The following is an 18,291-nucleotide window of genomic DNA, read 5'->3' as shown; positions in this document are numbered from 1 at the left end:
GCGGGGGAGGGCAGGCATGTTCGCGCTCATCTGGGGTGCTGTGCGAGCCCGGACCGCGCAGGTGCTGACCATCCTGGTGCTGACCGCGCTGGCCGCCGCGGTGGCCGCGGCCGGTCCCTGGTACGCCTACGCGAGCATCAACCGGGCGGCCGCCTCCGACGTGGCCGCGGCCCCGGCCGAGCAGCGCACCGTGTCGGTGCAGCAGATCGCCGACCTCGACGGCGACCCGCGGGCCGCGATCGCCGGGCTCACGTCGACGGTGCAGGGGCAGCTGCCGTTGCCCCAGGTCGATCCGGTCACCGGGCTCGCATTGCCGATGACCGTCAACGCCGGTGGGGGCGTCACCGTCATGAGCGTCGCCTACCGCGACGAGTTCTGCGCCAACGTCCGCCTCGACGGGCCGTGCCCCGCGTCGCCCGGGCAGACGGCGATCAGCGTGGCGGCGGCCCAGCAGCTCGGCCTGGGCCTGGGCGACAAGCTGACCCTGCGGTTCTCGCCGAACGCCCGGCCGGTCGACCTCACCGTGGTCGCGCGGTACTCGTACACCGATCCCGGCGGTCCCTATTGGAGCAACGCGCTCTTCGAGGCCGGCCGCGGGCTCGACCCGGCCTTCACACCGCTCGACACGTTCCGGCTGGAGCCGCTCTGGGAGCCCACCGTCACCTTCGACCTCACCGTGCCCGAGCGGCTCCTGCGCGGCGACGGCGGCTTCCGGCTCGGCCGGGTCCTGCGCGAGGCCGACGCCCGCATCGCCGCCTCGGGGCTGCGCCTGGTCAACGCCACCGGTCCGCTGCTCGCCGCGATCGACCGCGACCGCGAGGAGATCCGGCTCGGCGTGGTGATCGCGATGGTGCAGACCCTGGCGCTGACCTGGTTCGCGATCGGGCTGGCGGGCCGTTACACCGGGCGCGACCGGCGCGGCGACGCCGCCCTGCTCAAGCTGCGCGGCAGCACGCGGTCCGCGATCCTGCGGCTGGTCTGGGGCCAGCACCTGCTGCCGCTGACCGCCGGCGCGCTGATCGGCCTGCCGCTCGGGTGGTTGCTCGCGCGGGGGCTGGCCGGGCCGGTCAGCTCGGCGGTCCAGCAGCGCGAGGCCCTGCTGCTCTCGCTCGCGGCCGTCGGCGCGGTGCTGCTCGGCGGTCTGGTGGTGCTGGCCGCCGTCGAGGCCGTGGCCCTGCGCCGCCCGGTCGCCGATCTGCTGCGCCAGGCCGGGCCGGGCCGCGGCGACTGGCGGGCCGGCCTGGCCGACCTCCTGCTGCTGACCATCGCCGCCGCGGCCGTCTATCAGGCCCGGTCGAGCGCGCCCGACAGCGGTCTCGCGCTGGCCGCCCCGGGCCTGGTCGCGCTGGCCGTGGCGCTGGTGCTGGCCCGGCTGCTCGGCCGCGTGGCCGACCGGGGTGGCAGCGCGGCGATGCGGAGCGGGCGTCTGCGGCTCGGCCTCACGTCGGTGCAGGTCTCCCGGCAGCCCGGCAGCGACCGGGTGTTCGCCCTCATCGTCGTCGCGGTCGCGCTGTTCGCCACGACGCTCGGTCTCGCGCTGGGCGACAGCCGGGCCCGCGTCACCCGCAGCGCCGCCGAGCTGGGCGCCGACCGGGTGGTCCCGGTGCAGGCGCCCAACCGCACCGCGCTGCTGAACGCGGTGCGCCGCGCCGATCCGGAAGGCGACGAGGCCATGGCCGTCGTCGTCGATCGGGTCAGTGTCCCGCCGGTGCTCGCGGTCGACAGTTCCCGGCTCGCCGCGGTGGCACGGTGGCAACCCGGGTACGGTCCGGCCGGGTTGCTCGCGGCCGCGACCGCCGAGAGCCCGGGCCCGCCGCCCACGGCCGCGATCACCGGCGACCGGCTCACCCTGCGGCTGCGCAACGAGGGCCGAGATCCGGCCGCGGTCGGGCTGTCGCTGCAGCACGAGGGCACCGGCGCGCCGGTTCAGGTCCGGTTCGGCACGCTGCGCCCGGGTGAACAGACCCTCACCGCGCCGGTCACCGGCTGCGCCCGGCCGCCCGGCTGCCGTCTGCTGCGCTGGCAGCTGAGCAGCCCGGTCGAACCCAACGGCAACGTCCCGCCGGCCCTGCCCGGCAGCGCGATCATCGTGCGCTCGCTCGACCAGGCGAACCCGTCCGCCGCCCTCCTCGGCCGGACGGAACTCGGCGACCTCGCCCGGTGGCGGCCCGGCACGGCCGGTGCGGAGCTCGACATCGCGGCCGTGGACGGCGGGCTGCGCATCGCCCGCGACCGCAACTTCGCCGGCAACCCGGACATCGGCATCCAGGTGTACGCCGTGGACAGCGCGCTCCCGCCGCCGGTCCTGCTGACCGGGACACCGCCCGTGGACTGGCGTTTCGGCGAGCCCTCGCTCACCTCGTTCGGCGGGCAGCCCCTTCCCGTACGGGTCGCCGGCGTCACCGGGGTGCTGCCGGTGCTGGGTCGCGACGGCGTGCTCGCCGATCTCGACACCGCCCGCCGGATAGCCGGCGACGCCAACGCGCCCGGCCAGTTCCAGGTCTGGCTCGCGCCCGGCGCCGGGGCCGGGGTGATCGACGCGCTGCGCGGGGCCGGGCTGATCGTCGGGGAGGCGGAGACGGTCGCCCGCCGGTCCGACCGCCTGGCCGAGCAGGCGCCGGCCGCGATCGCCCGGTTCGGGCTGATCGCCGGCGGGGTCGGGCTCCTGCTGGCCGCCGCGACCATCGGGGTGGCCGGTGCCGTCGACCGCCGCAGCCGGCTCGACCAGCTGCGCGCGCTGCGGCTGCAGGGGCTCCCGCTGAAGGCCGCGGTCGGCACGGCGTACGCGGGAACCTGGGTGTTGATCGTCACGGGTCTGCTGGCCGGGCTGCTGGCCGCCGCCGTCGCGAACCCGCTGGCCCGCGTGGCCGTGCGCGGCTTCACCGACGGCTGGAACGTGCTGCCGCCGCCGGGCGCCCTCGGCTGGGCCGCCCTGGGCCTGGCCGGGCTGATCGCGGTCGTGGTGCTCGGGCTGGTCGGGTGGTTGTCGGTGCTGCCGCTGGTGCGCGGGCTGCGCGGGCGGGTGGGCGCCCGATGATGTCGCTGGTGCTGGCGATGGTCTGGACCAGGCGCGGCCAGGCGGTCACGCTGGCGTTGCTGGCGCTGTTCGCCGTGGCCTCGGCGGTGGCGTCGCCGGCCTATCTGGCCGCGGTCGACCGCGCGGTCGCGGCCGGTCAGATCGAGACCGCCGTGCCCGGCGAGCGCAGCCTGGTCATCGCCGGCACCCAGGACGCCCGGGTCGACAGCGGCGGACCCGAGTTCGCCGACGTGGGGGCGGCCCTGGTCGAACTGCCCGGCTTCAGCTATGTCTACGGCTCGTCCTACCCGACCATCGGCCTGGAGAAGAGCACCGCCTCGGCCCACCGGATGGTGTTCCGCCAGAACCTCTGCACCCACGTGCGGATCGTCAGCGGTCGCTGCCTGGTCGGCGAGGACGACGTCATCGTCGGGGCGCGGACAGCCGAACGCCTCGGGCTGGCCGCCGGCGACCGGGTCACCCTGACCTACGCGGCGTTCGTCGACGACCGGAACGACCCGCGCTGGCAGAAGGACGGCGAACCCAGGGACCTCGTGATCGCGGGCACCTACGACGTCGCCGACCCGGACGACGCCTACTGGGGCACGCACGGCTACTTCACCACCGTGCCCGGTCTCGGCCCGGTCGAGCCGGTCTTCACCGGGCAGACCACGTTCGAGACGATGGACCACGGGCTGACCGACCTGTCCATCGACGGGGTGGCCGGCCCGGAGGCGCTGAATGCCGACCGGCTCGGCGAGCTGCGCACCGGGCTGCTGACGGTGACCCGGAGGGCCACCGAGATCGGTGTCGATCTGCAGGTCGACACCGCGATCCCGGCCCTGCTCGACCGCATCGAGTCGGGCCGCGCGGCCGCCCACCTGCTGGTACCGGTGCTGGCCTTGCCGCTCGTGCTGCTGGCCTGCTTCAGCATCTTCCTCGCGGTCAGCTACGGCACCCAGGGCCGCCAGTCCGAGCTGGCCGTCGTCGCGCTGCGCGGCGCGCGCTGGTGGACCCGCTGGTGGCTGGCCACCGGCGAGAGCCTGGCGGCGATCCTGGCCGGGGCCGTGGCCGGCTGCCTGGCCGGGCAACTGCTGGTCAACGCCGTGGCCGCGACCCGGTTCCCCGGCGTCGGCGTCGATCCGGGCTGGGCTTCCCTGCGGTACGCCCCGTACGCGGCCCTGGCCGCCCTGGCCGCGGCCGTGCTGGCCCAGCGCCGCCAGCTGCTCAGCCCGGTCGCCACGCTGCTGCGGCGTCCGGTGACGGTGAAGGGCCATCGCGCGTTCGCCCTCGACGCCGTGATCGTGCTGCTCGCCGTGGTGTTCGCCGGGCAGCTGGCGATCTCGGGCGGGTCGCTCACCGGCGTCGGTCTGCTCGCGCCCGCGTTCGTCCTGCTGGCGCTGGCGCTGGTCGCCGCGCGGGCCGTGCTGCCGCTGGTCACCCGGTACGCCACGCGCTCGCTCGCGGCCGGTCGGCTCGGGCCCGCGCTGGCCGGTTTCCCGCTGTCCCGCCGGCCCGGCGCCCAGCAGCTCTTCGCGCTGCTGGTCGCCACGGTGGCGGTGGCCGGCTATGCGGCCTGCGCGATCGACGTGGCCGCCCGCGGCCGGGTGGTGCAGGCCGAGCTGGGCGTCGGCGCGAGCCGGGTCCTCGAGATCGAGCCGGTCGACCGCAGCCGGCTGCTGCACGCCGTGCGCCAGGTCGACCCGGCGGGTGAGTTCGCGATGGCGACCGCCCGCCTGCGCAACAGCGACGGCCGCGAGCCGCTCGGCCTGGCCGTCGACGCGACCCGGCTGGCCGCCGTGGCCACCTGGCCCGACGGCGGGCCGCCGGCGCCCGAGGTGGCCCGCGACCTGCGCCCGGCCGCCCCGGCCCCGCCGGTGATCGGCGGTCCGGAGCTCACCGTCGAGGCGACCACCACCGGTGTCGTGAAGGGCAAGGAGCTGCGGCTCGGCGTGGCGCTGTCCTCGCTGACCGGGCTCGGCGACAGCTTCGTGCAGCTCGGCGACCTGCGCCCGGGCACGTCGACCTATCAGCAGCGGGTCAGCGGGTGTGCCGAGGGCTGCCGGATCAACGGCTTCCAGTTCATGGTCAACGGCTCGGTGGTCGGCGTGACCGGCGGGGTGACGATCGAGCGGGTGGGCAGCGGCGGCCCGGGTGACACGGTGGCGGTGAGCGACGCCGCCGGCTGGCGGATGTCCCGGTACGGGACACTCAGCTCGGCGCCCACGGGCTTGCGTATCGACGTGGACGCACCGGGCGGGCTGCCCGAGGGCGCCTGGGTGCAGCCGGTCGACACGCCGTACCCGCTGCCGGTCGCCTACGCCGGCGCCGCGCCGCCCGGCGACGTGCTGACCGGTCTCGACGGAAAGGCCATGTCGGTGACCGGGGCCGGCGATCTGCCCGCCGTGCCCCGCCTCGGCCGGCACGCCAGCCTGGTCGATCTCGAGTACGCCGACCGGCTGGCCGTGGACGCCGCCCCGGCCCTGCTGCCCGAGGTGTGGCTCGCCGCCACCGCCCCGGCCGACGTGGTCGACCGGCTGACCGCCCAGGGCCTGACCGTCCGGTCCGACTCCCGGTCGGCGCAGGTGCTCCGTCAGCTCGGCGAGCAGGGGCCGGCGCTGTCGCTGTGGTTCCACCTGCTGGCCGGCGGGCTGGCCGTGCTGCTGGGCGCCTTCGCCCTGGTGCTGGCGGCCGCGGTCGACCGGGGCCGCCGGGTCGAGGACCTGTCCGCGCTGCGCGTGCAGGGCCTGCGCCGGCCCACGATGAGCCGGGCGACGCTGTGGACCTATCCGGCGCTGGTCGGCATCGCCGCGGTGGCCGGCATGCTCACCGCGCTGGCCGGGTGGGCGGCGACCGGGTGGGCGCTGCCGCTGGCCGGGGTCGCCCCGGCCGACCTGCCGTTGCCGTCCTGGCCGCGGGTCCCGGTGCTGGCCGGCGCGACCGTGCTCGTCCTTATGCTGCTGGCAGCCGTGGCTCTGGCCACCGGTCGAGACCTCCGCCGCCGGATAACGCCCTGACCACCTGATCCTTGGAGGAACCGATGAAGACGCTCAGCGTGGTGGACGCCGACCTGGCCTGGGACAGCGATCTGACGGTGCTGCGCGGCGTCTCGGTCGAGGCCCGCCCGGGCCAGATCCTGGCGATCACCGGCACCTCCGGCGCCGGCAAGTCGACCCTGCTCAGCGCGATGGCCGGCCTGCTCATCCCGGCCCGGGGCGAGGTGCTCGTCGACGGGGAACGGCTCACCGGCCGGGATCAGGCGGTCAAGCTCGGCGTGGTGCTGATCCCCCAGGACAACGGGCTCGCCGCCATCCTCACGGCGGCCGAGAACATCGCGGTCGCGGTCATCGCCACCGGCGGCACGGCGGCCGAGGCGCGGCGGCGCACCGCCGAGGCGCTCGAACCGCTGGGCCTCTCGGGTCAGGCCAACCAGCTCATCGAGGAGCTCTCCGGCGGGCAGCAGCAGCGCACGGCGATCGCCCGCGGGCTGGCGTTGCAGGGCGACATCGTGCTCGCCGACGAGATCACCAGCGAGCTGGACGCGGCCAACCGCCAGCGGGTCATGGAACTGCTGCGCGCCGAGGCGGCCCGCGGCGCGGCCGTCGTCTTCGCCACCCACGACCCCGAGGCGGCCGCGGCCTGCGACCGGGAGCTTCACCTGGGCGACGGCGAGGCCGTCTGGGTGCGCTCCTAGCCGCCGGTCCCGGCGCCGGTGCCGGTGTCGCGGGCGAGCTTCAGGCGACGGGTTCGGTGCCGCCGGGGACCAGGGTGACCTCGCCGTCGATGTGCTGGACGGTGAAGAGCGTGCCCGGCGGATAGCTGCCCAGCACCTCGGGCGGCAGCTGCACCGTGCCGTCGCCGGCGACCACGGCGAAGTCCTGGCCGTCACGGCCCTCGGCGCCGACCCGGCCGTCGCGGATCGTCACGGCCCGGCCCAGCCGGGCGCCGACCTCGTTGTCGTGCGTGACCACGACGATCGTGGTCTGGCGTTCGGCGTTCACCGTCTCCATCGCGGCGAGCACCTCGTCGCGGCCCGCGGTGTCGAGGCGGCTGGTCGGCTCGTCGACGAGCAGCAGGCCCGGCCCGGTGGCGATGCCGACCGCGAGCGCGGCGCGCTGCCGCCCGCCCGGGGTCAGGTCGGCCAGGCGCTGACGGCCCTGGCCGGGCAGGCCGACCAGGTCGAGGATGCGGTCGGGGTCGTCGAGCGTGATGCCCCGGGTGTGCGCGGCCCGGCGCTGGGCCAGCCAGATGTTGCGGTGCAGGGACGCGTACGGCAGGAGGTTGCGGGCCGCGCCCTGCAGGACCACGCCGATCTCGGTGCCGCGCAGGCGCGAGATCTCGCCGTCGGAGAGCTTGCCCATGTCGTAGGTGCCGATGTTGATCCGCCCGGCCGAGGGCCGCATCAGGCCGGCCAGCAGCGCGATCAGCGTCGACTTGCCCGAGCCGGACGGGCCGACGAGCGCCAGCGTCTCACCGGGCGCGATGGAGAGATCGACACCGGCCAGCGCGACCACATCGCCGGCCTCGGCGCGATAGATGTGCACCACGCGCCGGCACGCGACAGCGAGTCCGTTCATGCCGGTCACGCTAGCGTTTTTTCCCGCCCGGTGAGGACCCGCGAACCGGCCGCATTCTAGGCTGTGCGGGTGCGCGACATCGCCGTTTTCTCCGGATCCGCCCACCCTGAACTCGCCGCCGAGATCTGCGACCACCTCGGAGTGCCGCTGCTCCCGATCCGCACCTCCCGCTTCGCCAACGACTGCATCGAGGTGCAGCTGCAGGGCAACTGCCGCGAACGTGACGTCTTCCTGATCCAGCCGCTCGTCCCGCCCGTCCAGGAAAATCTCGTCGAACTGCTCTTCATGCTCAACGCGGCCCGGGGTGCCTCGGCCGGGCGCATCACGGTCGTGCTGCCGCATTACGCGTACGCCCGCAGTGACAAGAAGGACGCCCCGCGCATCTCGATCGGCGGCCGCCTGGTCGCCGACCTGCTCACCACGGCCGGCGCCGACCGGGTGCTGGCCATGACCCTGCACTCGCCGCAGGTGCACGGCTTCTTCAACATCCCGGTCGACCACCTGCACGCGCTGCAGGAGCTGGCCCGGCACTTCCGGCGGTACAACCTGAGCAACGCCGTGGTCGTGTCGCCCGACCTGGGCAACGCCAAGGAGGCGGCGGCGTTCGCCCGGCTGCTCGGCATCGGCGTCGCGGCCGGCGCCAAGCAGCGCTACGCCGACGACAAGGTGGTCATCAGCACGGTGATCGGCGACGTGGCCGACAAGGACGTGATCGTGCTGGACGACGAGATCGCCAAGGGCAGCACGGTCTTCGAGTTGCTGGACAGGCTGCGCGAGCGCAACGTCCGCAGTGTCCGGGTCGCCTGCACGCACGGCCTCTTCGCGGGCGACGCGATCCAGCGGCTGTCGGCCGAGAAGGAGATCGAAGAGATCGTCAGCACCAACACGGTGCCGATCCCGGCCCAGAGCCACACGGAGAAGCTGACCGTGCTGTCGGTGGCCCCGGCCCTCGCCGAAGCGATGCGCCGCATCCACAACGGCGAGTCGGTCAGCGCGCTGTTCGCATGAGCGTCGGCCGGGTGCTCGACGCGCTGCTGGCCATGCAGCGGCAGAGCTGGGAGCAGGGCGTCGCCGCCCAGGCGGCGCTCGACCTGGGCCGCGACGACCTGGCCTTCCTGATGGCCGAGTCGGCGGTCGCACGGCAGTCGGCCGACGGCCGGCTCGGCGGCCCCGACGACAACGCGGTCAACGGCGCGGCGTGCGGGGAGGCGGTCGTGCGGGCCGGCTTCACCGGGGCCGCCCGGCGTCAGCTCGACTTCCTGCTGCGTTCCGCGGGGCGTGCGGACGACGGGACGATCTTTCACGTGGTCGGGCGGCGTGAGGTGTGGGCCGACACCATCCACATGGTGGTGCCCTTCCTCGCCCTGAGCGGTGAGCTGGACGAGGCGGTCCGGCAGGTCCACGGGCATCGGCGGCACCTGTGCCGGGACAATCTCTACTCGGCGATCAGCCCGGGGCGGCCGGCGCGCTGGGGCGGCGGCAACGGCTGGGTGGTCGCCGGGATAGCGCGGGCCATCCGGCTCGCGCCCGCGCTGCGCTCGACCGACCTGCCCGGGCACGCCCGCGAGGTGCTCGACGCCTGCCTGGCCTTCCGGCGCGCCGACGGGCTGTTCCACGACGTGCTGGACGACCCGGAGTCGTTCCGCGAGAGCAACGCCGCGCAGATGTTCGCCTATGCGGCGCTGACCGGCGTGACCGACGGCTGGCTCCCGGATGCGTACGCCGCGGTGGGCCTCGACCTGCTGGCCGCGGCCACGAGAGAGGTGGATGAGCACGGGCTGGTCCGCAACGCCTGCGGGACGCCGACCTTCGACCGCCCGGGCACGTCGGCCGAGGCCCAGGCGTTTCATCTGCTCGCGACCACAGCCGCCGAGCCGTTCGCCGCGGCCCGGTGAGGGCCGCCGCGAACGGCTCGGGTGCGCATCCCTGGGGAGGCCCGGTTACTTCCCGGCGCGGACCGGGAACCAGCTCGACCGGTCGGCCGGGTCGGCGATGGTCGCCGAGCTCAACATCGCCTTCAACGTCGCCTGGGTGATGCCTGTGCCGGCGTTGTTGACGCTGCCGTCGGCGGCGGTGGCCGTGATAGCCGCCAGCCAGGTGCGGTCCGCATTGAGCCACACGCACCAGTCCACCTTCGGGCACCTGACCTCACCGGGCGCGATCTCGAGGTTCGCCTCGCTCGCCCGGTACGGCCCGGCCGAGATCACGATCGAGGCCAGGCCGGCCGGCGTCCGGAGCTGATCGACGTCCTGATAGGTGTGCGAGCCCTGGACCAGCCGGAGGTGGGAGTCGTCATCGAGCAGTCCGTAGGTCGAGCTCAGCGTGCCGGCCGAGTCCAGCGACCAGCCGGACGGCAGCTCAGGGAGCTTGACGCCGACCCGCAACGGCTCGGCGGTGTCCGTGGTCCGCACCGCCGCGGCCACGGTGGTCAGCTGGGCCTTGTCCATCCACGGCGGCCCGGCCTTCGGCGGCTCCGGGTAGATGGTGGTCGTGTCGCTGGGGTCCGGCTCCGGGACGCCCGCCCCGCGCCCGGTCCGGTGGTAGGCGGCGACCAGGGCGTACGCGTTCTCGGCGTACTCCCAGACCAGGGCCGGCCCGGGGTCCGGCTCGTCGGCGAACCTCACCTCCGGCACGTACCACCCCGGTCGGCCGTCGACGTCCACCTTCTGCCCGCCTTCGGTGTACGCCTTCGCCGAGAACACCCCTGGCCGGAAGAGAGCGACCAGGCCGGCGGCCCGTGCGGTGTCCTGGGGCGTGGTGATCGTGGCGAGCTGGTAGCCGTCGGTCACCTGAGCGGTCTCGCTGATCGTGAAGCCGGCCGCCTCGGTCGTGACGATGGTGCCCTGGAACGGGCCCGCCACAGTCAGCATCGCCGGTCCGCCGGCGGCCGGCGCCAGGTCGTCGCCGCCGCCGAGGGCGTTCGGCGCCACGGCCACCACCGCGACGGCCAGCGCCGTGGCCGCCGACGCCACTGCGGCGGCTCGCCGGTTTCGTTTACGCCGCCGGCCCAGTCCGAGGATGTCGTCGGGCGTGAACCGCATCGGCGGCGCATTCTCCTCAACCATCGGCAGAATGTCGTGCAAACGCTGTGACATGCTTGTCCCCCTCCAGGTCGGTCAGGTTCGGGCCGAGGATCCTGCGCATGGCTTCCAGCCCTCGGGATGTGTAGTTCTTGACGGTTCCTTCGGGACGGCCGAGCGCCTCGGCCGTCTCCGCGACGCTGAGGCCCTCGATGAACCGCAGCACCAGCACCGAGCGCAGACCGACCGGGACGCGCAGCAGGGCCGCGTGCAGGCGAAGGCGTTCGTCGACGGGCCCGGAGTGGTCGGCCAGGCTCACCTCGGGCAGGGCGTCACCGGCTGACCGCTCGCGCCGCCACCAAGGCCGGCGCTTCTCGGAGATCGCCGCTCGCACGACGGCCTGACGCGCATACACGGCCGGCTGCTCGATGCGCTCCCACCGCGGGTACATCCGGCTGAGCACGGTGGCCACCGCGTCCTCGGCGAGTTGCCAGTCGCCGCACGTGATGTAGGCGAGGGCCCGCAGCCGTTCCAGGTGCGCCGCCACGAACTCGCGGAAATCTCGGTCGGTTTCGCTCACGTCAGTAAGACGGCCTCGAGGCGCGGGAGGTTATAAAAAATTCTCGTCCGATCAGGGGCGCAGGCGAAGGGCGGGGCCGAGTGGCCCGCCGTGGCCGCGTCTCATCCTGTTCAGGAGCGAGCTCGGTGCAGGTGCTGAAGACGGGGGACGAGGAGGGCAGTCATCGTCCCCCGCGGCTTCGAGAAACAACCGCCGGGTGGAACGGGGAACTCCTTTCGGCCGCTGATGTCGAGGTGCGCGCCCTTGGTCTGGGAGCGCTCCCAGAAGCACTTTAACGGCTGGCGGGAAGTGGCGCCAGAGGCCGGCGGCACGGCGGCTGCCGGCCTCTGGGTCGGTCAGGTGGTGGCGGTGCAGGTCACCGTCGGGGCCGAGGCCGTACCGGAGGCGATGAACCCGAAGCTCGCGGAGCCGCCGGCCGGCACGGCGCCGTTGTAGGCGACGTTCTTGGCCACCAGCGAGGTGCCGCTCGCCGTGACGGTCGAGCTCCACGACTGCTGGACCGACGGCGCGCTGCCGTAGGCCAGGTTCACCGTCCAGCTCTTCAGGGCCGCCGACCCGGCGGTCACCTTGACCTCACCCTGGAAGCCGCCCGACCACTGGCTGCTGGTCGAGTACGTCGCCGAGCACGCGCCCGAGACCGGCGGCGTGGTGGTCGGCGGGGTCGTCGGGGGAGTGGTGGGCGGTGTGGTCGGCGGAGTCGTGGGCGGCGTGGTCGGCGGGGTGGTGGGCGGTGTGGTCGTGCCGCCGAAGTTCACGTCGCTGCAGAAGTAGTAGGACTGGTCGAGGTGGCTGGCCTGCCAGATCGTGTAGACCAGGGCCCGTCCGCTGCGGCCCGGCGCCGAGACCGGGACGTCGATCTCCACACCGTCGGCGCGCTGCGTCCACTGCGCCGCCGGCGTGTTGCCGATCTCGGACACCTCGTCGAGGTCCGACCACTTCAGGGCCTGGGTCACCGGGTTGAAGCCGGGCTTGCTGACGTACACCCGGATGTAGTCGGCGCCGTGCCGCGCGCCGTCGAACAGCTTCACGTTGAAGCTGGTGCCGACGTTCGTGGCCTTCCAGTCGCCGAGGGCGTCCATCGCGTTGTAACGACCGTTCTCGGTACGCCCGCCGCTGCACAGCTGGCCGTCGGGGATGGCGCCCTGGTGGTTGCCGCCCACGTTCTCGCGGAACAGGCCGTTCCAGTTCCACATGGCGCTCGGGTTGGCCTGCCAGGCCTGCCAGCACATGGGGTCCTGGGTGGCCATCGCCGGGTCCTGGAACTTGCTGCCCCAGCGCTCGAAGCAGCCGTAGTTGCGCGACGCCGGGCCGGTGATGTTGCCGTGTGCGCCGGCCGGGGAGGACGGCGCGAACAGGAAGGTGAGGCCGGCGAGCAGAAGGCCCGCCAGCGCGCTGAAGACGATTCTGGATTTCATGAGGGCATGCGCTCCGCATGGTCGGTGGCCCGGTGGACAGGCCAGGGGAATCCGGCGAGAGCTGCCCTCTGCTCCCGGATCACAGACACCGGCGGGTGTCGTAACACGGTCGCATAAAATCGACGAGTGTCAATAGTGTGACGATGGGCGGATGGATCCCGTACGCGAGGCGGCCGAGCTGATCGGCCGGGCCCGCCGGCTCGTCGTCTTCACCGGCGCCGGCATGTCCGCCGAAAGCGGCATCCCGACGTTCCGCGATGCGCTCACCGGCCTGTGGGCCCGCTTCGACGCCGAGGCGCTGGCCACCCCCGAGGCCTTCGAGCGCGATCCGGCTCTGGTCTGGGGCTGGTACGAGGGGCGCCGCGCCGCGGTCGAGCGCGTGCGGCCCAACGCCGGCCACGAGGCGATCGCCCGGCGCGACTGCACGGTGATCACCCAGAACGTCGACGACCTGCACGAACGGGCCGGTTCCGCCGACGTCGTGCACCTGCACGGCAGCCTCTTCACGCCCCGCTGCTCGGTCTGCGCCACGCCGGCCGTGCCGCCGGCGGCGCCCGGTGGATCGGCCGGCGCCACATCGGCCGGCGCCACATCGGCCGGGGCCATGTCGGCCGGGGCCATGTCGGCCGGCGCCGCGCCGGCTGTGCTGCCCGGCGGGGATGAGGGGCCCATCGAGCCGCCGGCCTGTGCGGTCTGCGGGGCGGCGGTGCGGCCGGGCGTCGTGTGGTTCGGTGAGCAATTGCCGGCCGAAGCTTTCGAGCGTGCCGTCGACGCGGCCGCCCACTGCGACGTCCTGCTCACCGTCGGGACGTCGGCCCTGGTCTACCCGGCCGCCGACCTTCCGTGGGTGGCGGCCCGCAGCGGTGGCGCCGTCATCCAGGTCAACCCGCAGCCGACCCCGCTCGACCCGATCTGCGCCGTCAGTCTGCGGGCCCCGGCGGCGGCCGTGCTCCCCGAGATCATCAGTTGAATGGTTGCAAACCTGGCGAACCGGCACCACGCACCCCGTAGCGCGCGGATCATGTCGTCATGGGTGTCATGGCTTACCCCCTCCGGTACGCGCTCGCCGATCTTGCCCTGGCTCTCAGCCGGGTCTCCCACGAACCTGCTCTCGTCCAGTCCACGGCGGCCCGCGCCGCCGCCGACATGATCGGTGACGGCGCCGGCGTGCAGTTGCTGCGCGACGACGGCCGTTACGACTCGATCACCTACCACCACATCGACGACCAGCGGTCGGCCTCGCTGGCCCGGGTGCTCGACCACGTCGACCAACTGCCCGACGACGACTTCTCGACCGCGCTGGCCGCCAGCCGCCGGCCCATCGTGCTGGCCGGCGACGGCATCGAGCCGCTGGCGGGTGAGGAACACGAGATCCACTCCGCGGTGCTGTGCCCGGTGATCGTCGACAACACGTACGCGGGTTATCTGGTCCTGACCCGCGAAGCGCCCGGCTCGTCCTATTCGACGGCCGAGGTCGAGCTGGCCCGGGACATCGCCGGCGAGCTCGCCCTGGCCTGCTCCAGCGCCCGGGCCCTGGAACGGCTGCGGGCCAGCGAGGAGCGCTACCGGCGGGTCCTCGAGACGATCCCCGAGGGTGTGCTCCAGATCGACCCGGACGCCGTGGTGACGTACGCCAACGAGCCGATCGGCGTCGTGCTGGGCATGCCCCGGTCGCAGCTCGTCGGCGTCTCGTTGCGGGGGTTCCTCAACGACCAGGGCCAGAAGGAGCTGAACCGGCGGATCAACGAGTGCCGCGACGGCCGGTCGACGGTCGGCGGCACCCGTCTCATGCGCGCCGACGGCTCACAGCGCAGCGTGCGCATCAGCATGATGCCGCTGATGGGTGATCACGGTGAGTTCACCGGGGTCGTCTGCATGGTCACCGACACCACCGACCACATCGACGCGCGCGGGCTCAAGCGCCAGCTCGACCACCTGCGCCGGCTGGACAGCCTGGGCCAGCTCATCGGCGGCATCTCGCACGACTTCAACAACCTGCTGACCGTGGTCGGCGGCTCGGCCGAGATGATCTCGTCGACCACGGACGAGAGCAGCCAGCAGCACAAGCTGGCCGTCGACATCCTCGACGCGGTCGGCACCGGTCGTTCGCTGACCCACCAGCTGCTCGCGTTCGGTCGCAGCGACGGCAACCGCCCCGAGATCATCCCGATTCCCGACCTGCTCACCGACGTGCAGTCGCTTTTCAGCCGTACGCTCGGCGAGCACATCGGCCTCGACCTGGCGTTCGGCCCCGACGTGTGGGCCGTCCGGGCCGAGCGCGGCCCGCTGGAGCAGGCGCTGGTCAACCTGGCCGCGAACGCCCGCGACGCCATGCTGCACGGCGGCATGCTGCGGGTGGCGGCGATGAACGAGCTGGTCGAGCCGGGCAAGGGGCCCGAGGGCGTACCGCCGGGCCGGCTCGTGCACATCGTCATCACCGACACGGGTGTGGGCATGACCGACGAGGTGCGTCAGCGCGCGCTCGAGCCGTTCTTCACCACCCGGCCGACCGCCGCGGGCCTGGGGCTGGCCACCACGGCCGGCATCGTGCAGGGGATCGGCGGCCACATCGAGCTGGAGTCGGAGCCCCGCATGGGCACGACCGTCCACCTCTACCTGCCGGCGGCCGAGGAGAAGACGGTGACCGCCTCGGGCCGCCAGGGCGCGCCCGCCGTGATCGGCCGGGTCCTGATCGTCGAGGACCAGCCCGAGGTCGCGCAACTCGTGCAACGCCTGATCGAGCCGGCCGGTTACGCCATCACCGTGGCGACCGACGCGCTGCAGGCGGTGACCCAGGTGGCCGCCGGGGCGCACCCCGACCTGCTGATCACCGACGTGGTGATGCCGACGATGACCGGTCCCGAGCTGGCCGCGGCCCTGCGGACGCACCAGCCGCACCTGCCGGTCCTCTACATGTCCGGCTACACCGCGGCGTCGCTGGGCCCGCAGCTGCAGCTCGACGACAACAGCATGCTGATCGAAAAGCCGTTCACCCGGTCGACGTTGCTCGGCGCCATCCGCACGCTCGCCGGCACCAGCCCGACCGACGCCGCGGCGCCCAAGTGAGCACGCTGTCCGGCACCATCTCGAACGACACCGGCACGTCCAAGTAACGGGAATTTCGCTACTCCGACCGAAGGGGCGAAACCGGGCGCGAACGCTTGCCTTGCGATACGGACAAACAGCAATATTCCGGAGCACTGTCGGCTTCGGAAGGACCAACGAGTGACTCAGCATGGCACGCGGGACCGGTCGAGCGTCGGATCACGCGCCGACACGCACGGCACGTCGACCATGGACTTGAGTGGACGGTGCGTCGGCAGCGCGTACATGCTGCAGCGGCCCCTCGGGCAGGGCGCGACCGGCACGGTGTGGGAGGCGCTCGACCGGGCCACCGGCGAGGCGGTCGCGGTGAAGCTGCTGCACGAGAGCCTGCTGCGGCAGCCCCGGCTGGTCACTCGTTTCGTGCAGGAACGCACGATCCTGCGCATGCTGCGGCACCGCAACGTGGTGCGCGTGCACGACCTGTTCAGCGTGGGCGAGACCATCGGCCTGGTGATGGACCTGGTCAGCGGGGGCAGCCTGCGCGACCTGCTGCGTGACCGGCCGACCGTGGCCCCGGGCGAGGCGGCCCGGCTCACCGCGCAGGTCGCCGCCGCCCTGGCCGAGGCGCACGACCTGGGCGTGGTGCACCGCGACGTGAAGCCCGACAACATCCTGCTCGACACCACCGACGGCCGCCTGGACACCCGGCTCACCGACTTCGGCGTGGCCCGGATCCTGCACACCCCCAGCATGACCACCCCCAACGCGGTCGTCGGCACCCCGCACTACATGTCGCCCGAGGCCTTCCACGGCGCCGCGGCCAGCCCGGCGACCGACATCTACGCCCTCGGCGTGCTGTTTTACGAACTGGTCAGCGGCCGGCCGCCGTACCTGAGCGACTCGATCCCCGACCTCATGCGCCGGCACCTCGAGGGCAACCCCGTCCGCCGCTCCGGCCTGCCCGACCCGGTCTGGGACGTCGTCCTGGCCTGCATGGCCCAGAAGCCGCGCCTGCGCCCGACCGCCGCCGAACTGGTCGCCGACCTCTCCGACGTGGCCCGCCGCTTCGCCGGCACCCCCGCGCTGCCGCCACCGGCGGACGCGCTGGCCGAGCCGCCGCGCTCCGAGCCCTTCCTGCGGCCGGCCCTGGCCAGCATCGATTTCCCGTCGCCTTCGTTCGCGGCCGTCGACGACGGCTGGCGCTTCTCCCCGACCGGCGACCGGTCCGCACCCGCGCCCGCCGACCGTCCTTTGATCCCGGCGGCCGCCGACCGTTCCTCGAACTCGTCGGCGTCCCACCGCGCCGCGCTTCCGCCGGCGACCGACCGGGCCTCGCGTTCGTCCGGCTCTCCGCTCGCGTCGGACCGTGACCGCGCTCCGCTCGCGTCGGACCCTGACCGCTCTCCGCTCGCGTCGGACCCCGACGGGTCGTCGCCGGCGTCGGGCGCGCACCGGTCGGCGTCGGGCGCCCACCGGTTGTCGCTCGTGCCGAGCGCCGACGGGTCGTCGCCCGGGCCGGCGGCGGGCCGTTCCGACCGCGGGCCGGCCGACGCCGACCGTGCCGCGCCGGCCGGCTCCCGCGCGGCGGAGTCGATCGTTCCCCCGCAGCGGCACCCCGGGAAGCGCAACGCCGTCCCCAGTTGGCGCTGGGCCCGTCCCGGCGCCACGATGTCGCTGATCGCCGCGGCGATGGTCGCCTCCGCCGTAGCCACCATCGCCTGGAACCTGGGCCGCGCCGACGGCGAATCCCGTGACCTGGCCGCACCCCAGATCATCGTCGCGCCCGCTTCCGCAGCCGCCGCCCCGGGCGCCGCCCCCGTCGCGCGGCGCAGCGCCACCACGCCCGCCACCCGGGCCGCCGACCGTCGCCTGACCGGCAACACCCGGCCCCTGGCCACGTCGAGCGCTCCGGCCGCCGCGGAGCCGGCTCCTACCGCCGTACGCCCGAAGGCCGCGCCCCGGCCGACCAAGCGCAAGCCCACCCGATCGCCGCGTCTCGAAGCCCAGCCGTACGGTCCGTGGCAGTGCAACCAGAGCTTCGCGATCGACCTCCGCAGCAAGAGCGCCGCCCGCGTCCAGCCCTGCTACATGCTCGGCCGCGACGTCCGTTACCAGGCCTCGGTGACCGCGCCCGGCGGCGGCCGGGGCCACATCACGGTGGCCCTGAGGGACGCCGACACCGGCCGCGTCGTCGGCGCCACCAAGAGCTGCGACGGCCTCGCGTTCGACGGCGACATCGCCACCCGCACCTGCGGACCGGCCTCGACCCGACCGGCTCGCGGCCGCAGCTACGCCGTCGTCATGTCTTTCAACTACGACCGCGACGGCCGCACCCTCACCAGCGAAGCCCGGAGCGCCACCTTCACCTGGTGATCCTGTCGGCCCACCGGGCGTCTCGGCCCGCCGGCCCGCCGTCGCCGACGGGGGCGGAATTAGGTGGAGGGGTTCTGCGTTCTGGCCTACCGTGATCCGCATGTTCGCACTCGGTCTGCAGCTGCCCCCCGGGGCGGCTCCCGTGTGCGCGCGTTTCCTCAGCGGCGCCGATACGCGAATCTGACCCTTCCCCACCAGCAGCAGAACCGTAGGGGGAGGGTGGTTCCACCCTGCGCGGTTCTGGCGCGCTCTGCCTGGCAACAGG

At 73.8% G+C, this 18,291-nt stretch carries 12 protein-coding genes; 8 read left to right on the top strand and 4 right to left on the bottom strand.

The features are described 5' to 3' along the window. Window positions 1–16 precede the first annotated feature (16 nt). Genes HJC40_RS32895 through HJC40_RS32885 form a run of 3 tightly spaced genes read left to right on the top strand, consistent with a single transcriptional unit; the run spans window position 17 to window position 6,710 of the window. Window positions 17–3,037, top strand: a complete 3,021-nt coding sequence (locus tag HJC40_RS32895) for an FtsX-like permease family protein (RefSeq protein WP_250007168.1) — start codon at window positions 17–19, stop codon at window positions 3,035–3,037. Further along, a complete protein-coding gene (locus HJC40_RS32890) occupies window positions 3,034–6,033 on the top strand; it encodes a hypothetical protein (protein WP_250007166.1) in 3,000 nt (999 codons plus the stop codon). The genes HJC40_RS32895 and HJC40_RS32890 overlap by 4 nt, the downstream gene beginning before the upstream one ends. Window positions 6,034–6,056: 23 nt before the next feature. Next, window positions 6,057–6,710, top strand: a complete 654-nt coding sequence (locus HJC40_RS32885; RefSeq protein WP_250007165.1) for an ABC transporter ATP-binding protein — start codon at window positions 6,057–6,059, stop codon at window positions 6,708–6,710. Window positions 6,711–6,750: 40 nt separating this feature from the next. On the opposite strand, the gene HJC40_RS32880 is transcribed toward HJC40_RS32885, so the two are convergent. Beyond that, window positions 6,751–7,593, bottom strand: a complete 843-nt coding sequence (locus HJC40_RS32880; protein WP_250007163.1) for an ABC transporter ATP-binding protein — start codon at window positions 7,591–7,593, stop codon at window positions 6,751–6,753. A 69-nt stretch (window positions 7,594–7,662) separates the two neighbouring features. On the opposite strand from HJC40_RS32880, the gene HJC40_RS32875 reads away from it, so the two are divergent. Both HJC40_RS32875 and HJC40_RS32870 read left to right on the top strand, forming a co-directional pair. Further along, window positions 7,663–8,601 carry a ribose-phosphate pyrophosphokinase gene (locus HJC40_RS32875; protein WP_250007161.1) on the top strand — a complete coding sequence of 313 codons (939 nt, stop codon included), beginning with the start codon at window positions 7,663–7,665 and terminating at the stop codon, window positions 8,599–8,601. Further along, window positions 8,598–9,488 carry a glycoside hydrolase family 88 protein gene (locus tag HJC40_RS32870; RefSeq protein WP_250007160.1) on the top strand — a complete coding sequence of 297 codons (891 nt, stop codon included), beginning with the start codon at window positions 8,598–8,600 and terminating at the stop codon, window positions 9,486–9,488. The genes HJC40_RS32875 and HJC40_RS32870 overlap by 4 nt, the downstream gene beginning before the upstream one ends. Window positions 9,489–9,533: 45 nt before the next feature. Here the strand turns inward: HJC40_RS32870 and HJC40_RS32865 are convergent, their stop codons facing one another. From HJC40_RS32865 to HJC40_RS32855, 3 genes are all read right to left on the bottom strand, one after another. Next, window positions 9,534–10,658, bottom strand: a complete 1,125-nt coding sequence (locus HJC40_RS32865; RefSeq protein ID WP_250007158.1) for a hypothetical protein — start codon at window positions 10,656–10,658, stop codon at window positions 9,534–9,536. Continuing rightward, window positions 10,651–11,193 (bottom strand): SigE family RNA polymerase sigma factor, encoded by a 543-nt coding sequence (locus tag HJC40_RS32860; protein WP_250007156.1) that lies wholly within the window; start codon window positions 11,191–11,193, stop codon window positions 10,651–10,653. Before HJC40_RS32860 ends, HJC40_RS32865 begins: the two co-directional genes overlap by 8 nt. 335 nt (window positions 11,194–11,528) lie before the next feature. Beyond that, complete coding sequence (locus HJC40_RS32855; RefSeq protein ID WP_250007155.1) at window positions 11,529–12,608, bottom strand: lytic polysaccharide monooxygenase; 1,080 nt, start codon at window positions 12,606–12,608, stop codon at window positions 11,529–11,531. A 151-nt stretch (window positions 12,609–12,759) separates the two neighbouring features. Here HJC40_RS32855 and HJC40_RS32850 point away from each other — a divergent pair, with 151 nt between their 5' ends. The 3 genes from HJC40_RS32850 to HJC40_RS32840 all read left to right on the top strand — a co-directional run bounded on the left by HJC40_RS32850 (window position 12,760) and on the right by HJC40_RS32840 (window position 18,026). After that, complete coding sequence (locus HJC40_RS32850; protein ID WP_250007154.1) at window positions 12,760–13,578, top strand: NAD-dependent deacylase; 819 nt, start codon at window positions 12,760–12,762, stop codon at window positions 13,576–13,578. A 68-nt stretch (window positions 13,579–13,646) separates the two neighbouring features. Next, window positions 13,647–15,674, top strand: coding sequence for a response regulator (locus HJC40_RS32845; RefSeq protein WP_250007153.1), 2,028 nt, complete (start codon window positions 13,647–13,649; stop codon window positions 15,672–15,674). Window positions 15,675–15,833: 159 nt separating this feature from the next. Further along, on the top strand, window positions 15,834–18,026 hold the full coding sequence (locus HJC40_RS32840) for a serine/threonine-protein kinase (protein ID WP_250007152.1): 2,193 nt from the start codon (window positions 15,834–15,836) through the stop codon (window positions 18,024–18,026). The last annotated feature ends 265 nt before the right edge of the window (window positions 18,027–18,291 follow it).

It is taken from the genome of Actinoplanes sp. M2I2 (assembly GCF_023544445.1).
In the GTDB taxonomy this organism is placed as follows: domain Bacteria; phylum Actinomycetota; class Actinomycetes; order Mycobacteriales; family Micromonosporaceae; genus Actinoplanes.
This window is presented reverse-complemented; position numbering and strand designations above follow the sequence as displayed.

Bases quoted from the DNA above. Each gene is read 5' to 3' on its own strand.
- HJC40_RS32845 (WP_250007153.1), top strand. From the start codon at position 13,647: ATGGCTTACCCCCTCCGGTACGCGCTCGCCGATCTTGCCCTGGCTCTC.
- HJC40_RS32870 (WP_250007160.1), top strand. From the start codon at position 8,598: ATGAGCGTCGGCCGGGTGCTCGACGCGCTGCTGGCCATGCAGCGGCAG.
- HJC40_RS32865 (WP_250007158.1), bottom strand. From the start codon at position 10,658: ATGGTTGAGGAGAATGCGCCGCCGATGCGGTTCACGCCCGACGACATC.
- HJC40_RS32880 (WP_250007163.1), bottom strand. From the start codon at position 7,593: ATGAACGGACTCGCTGTCGCGTGCCGGCGCGTGGTGCACATCTATCGC.
- HJC40_RS32895 (WP_250007168.1), top strand. From the start codon at position 17: ATGTTCGCGCTCATCTGGGGTGCTGTGCGAGCCCGGACCGCGCAGGTG.
- HJC40_RS32850 (WP_250007154.1), top strand. From the start codon at position 12,760: ATGGATCCCGTACGCGAGGCGGCCGAGCTGATCGGCCGGGCCCGCCGG.
- HJC40_RS32885 (WP_250007165.1), top strand. From the start codon at position 6,057: ATGAAGACGCTCAGCGTGGTGGACGCCGACCTGGCCTGGGACAGCGAT.
- HJC40_RS32855 (WP_250007155.1), bottom strand. From the start codon at position 12,608: ATGAAATCCAGAATCGTCTTCAGCGCGCTGGCGGGCCTTCTGCTCGCC.
- HJC40_RS32890 (WP_250007166.1), top strand. From the start codon at position 3,034: ATGATGTCGCTGGTGCTGGCGATGGTCTGGACCAGGCGCGGCCAGGCG.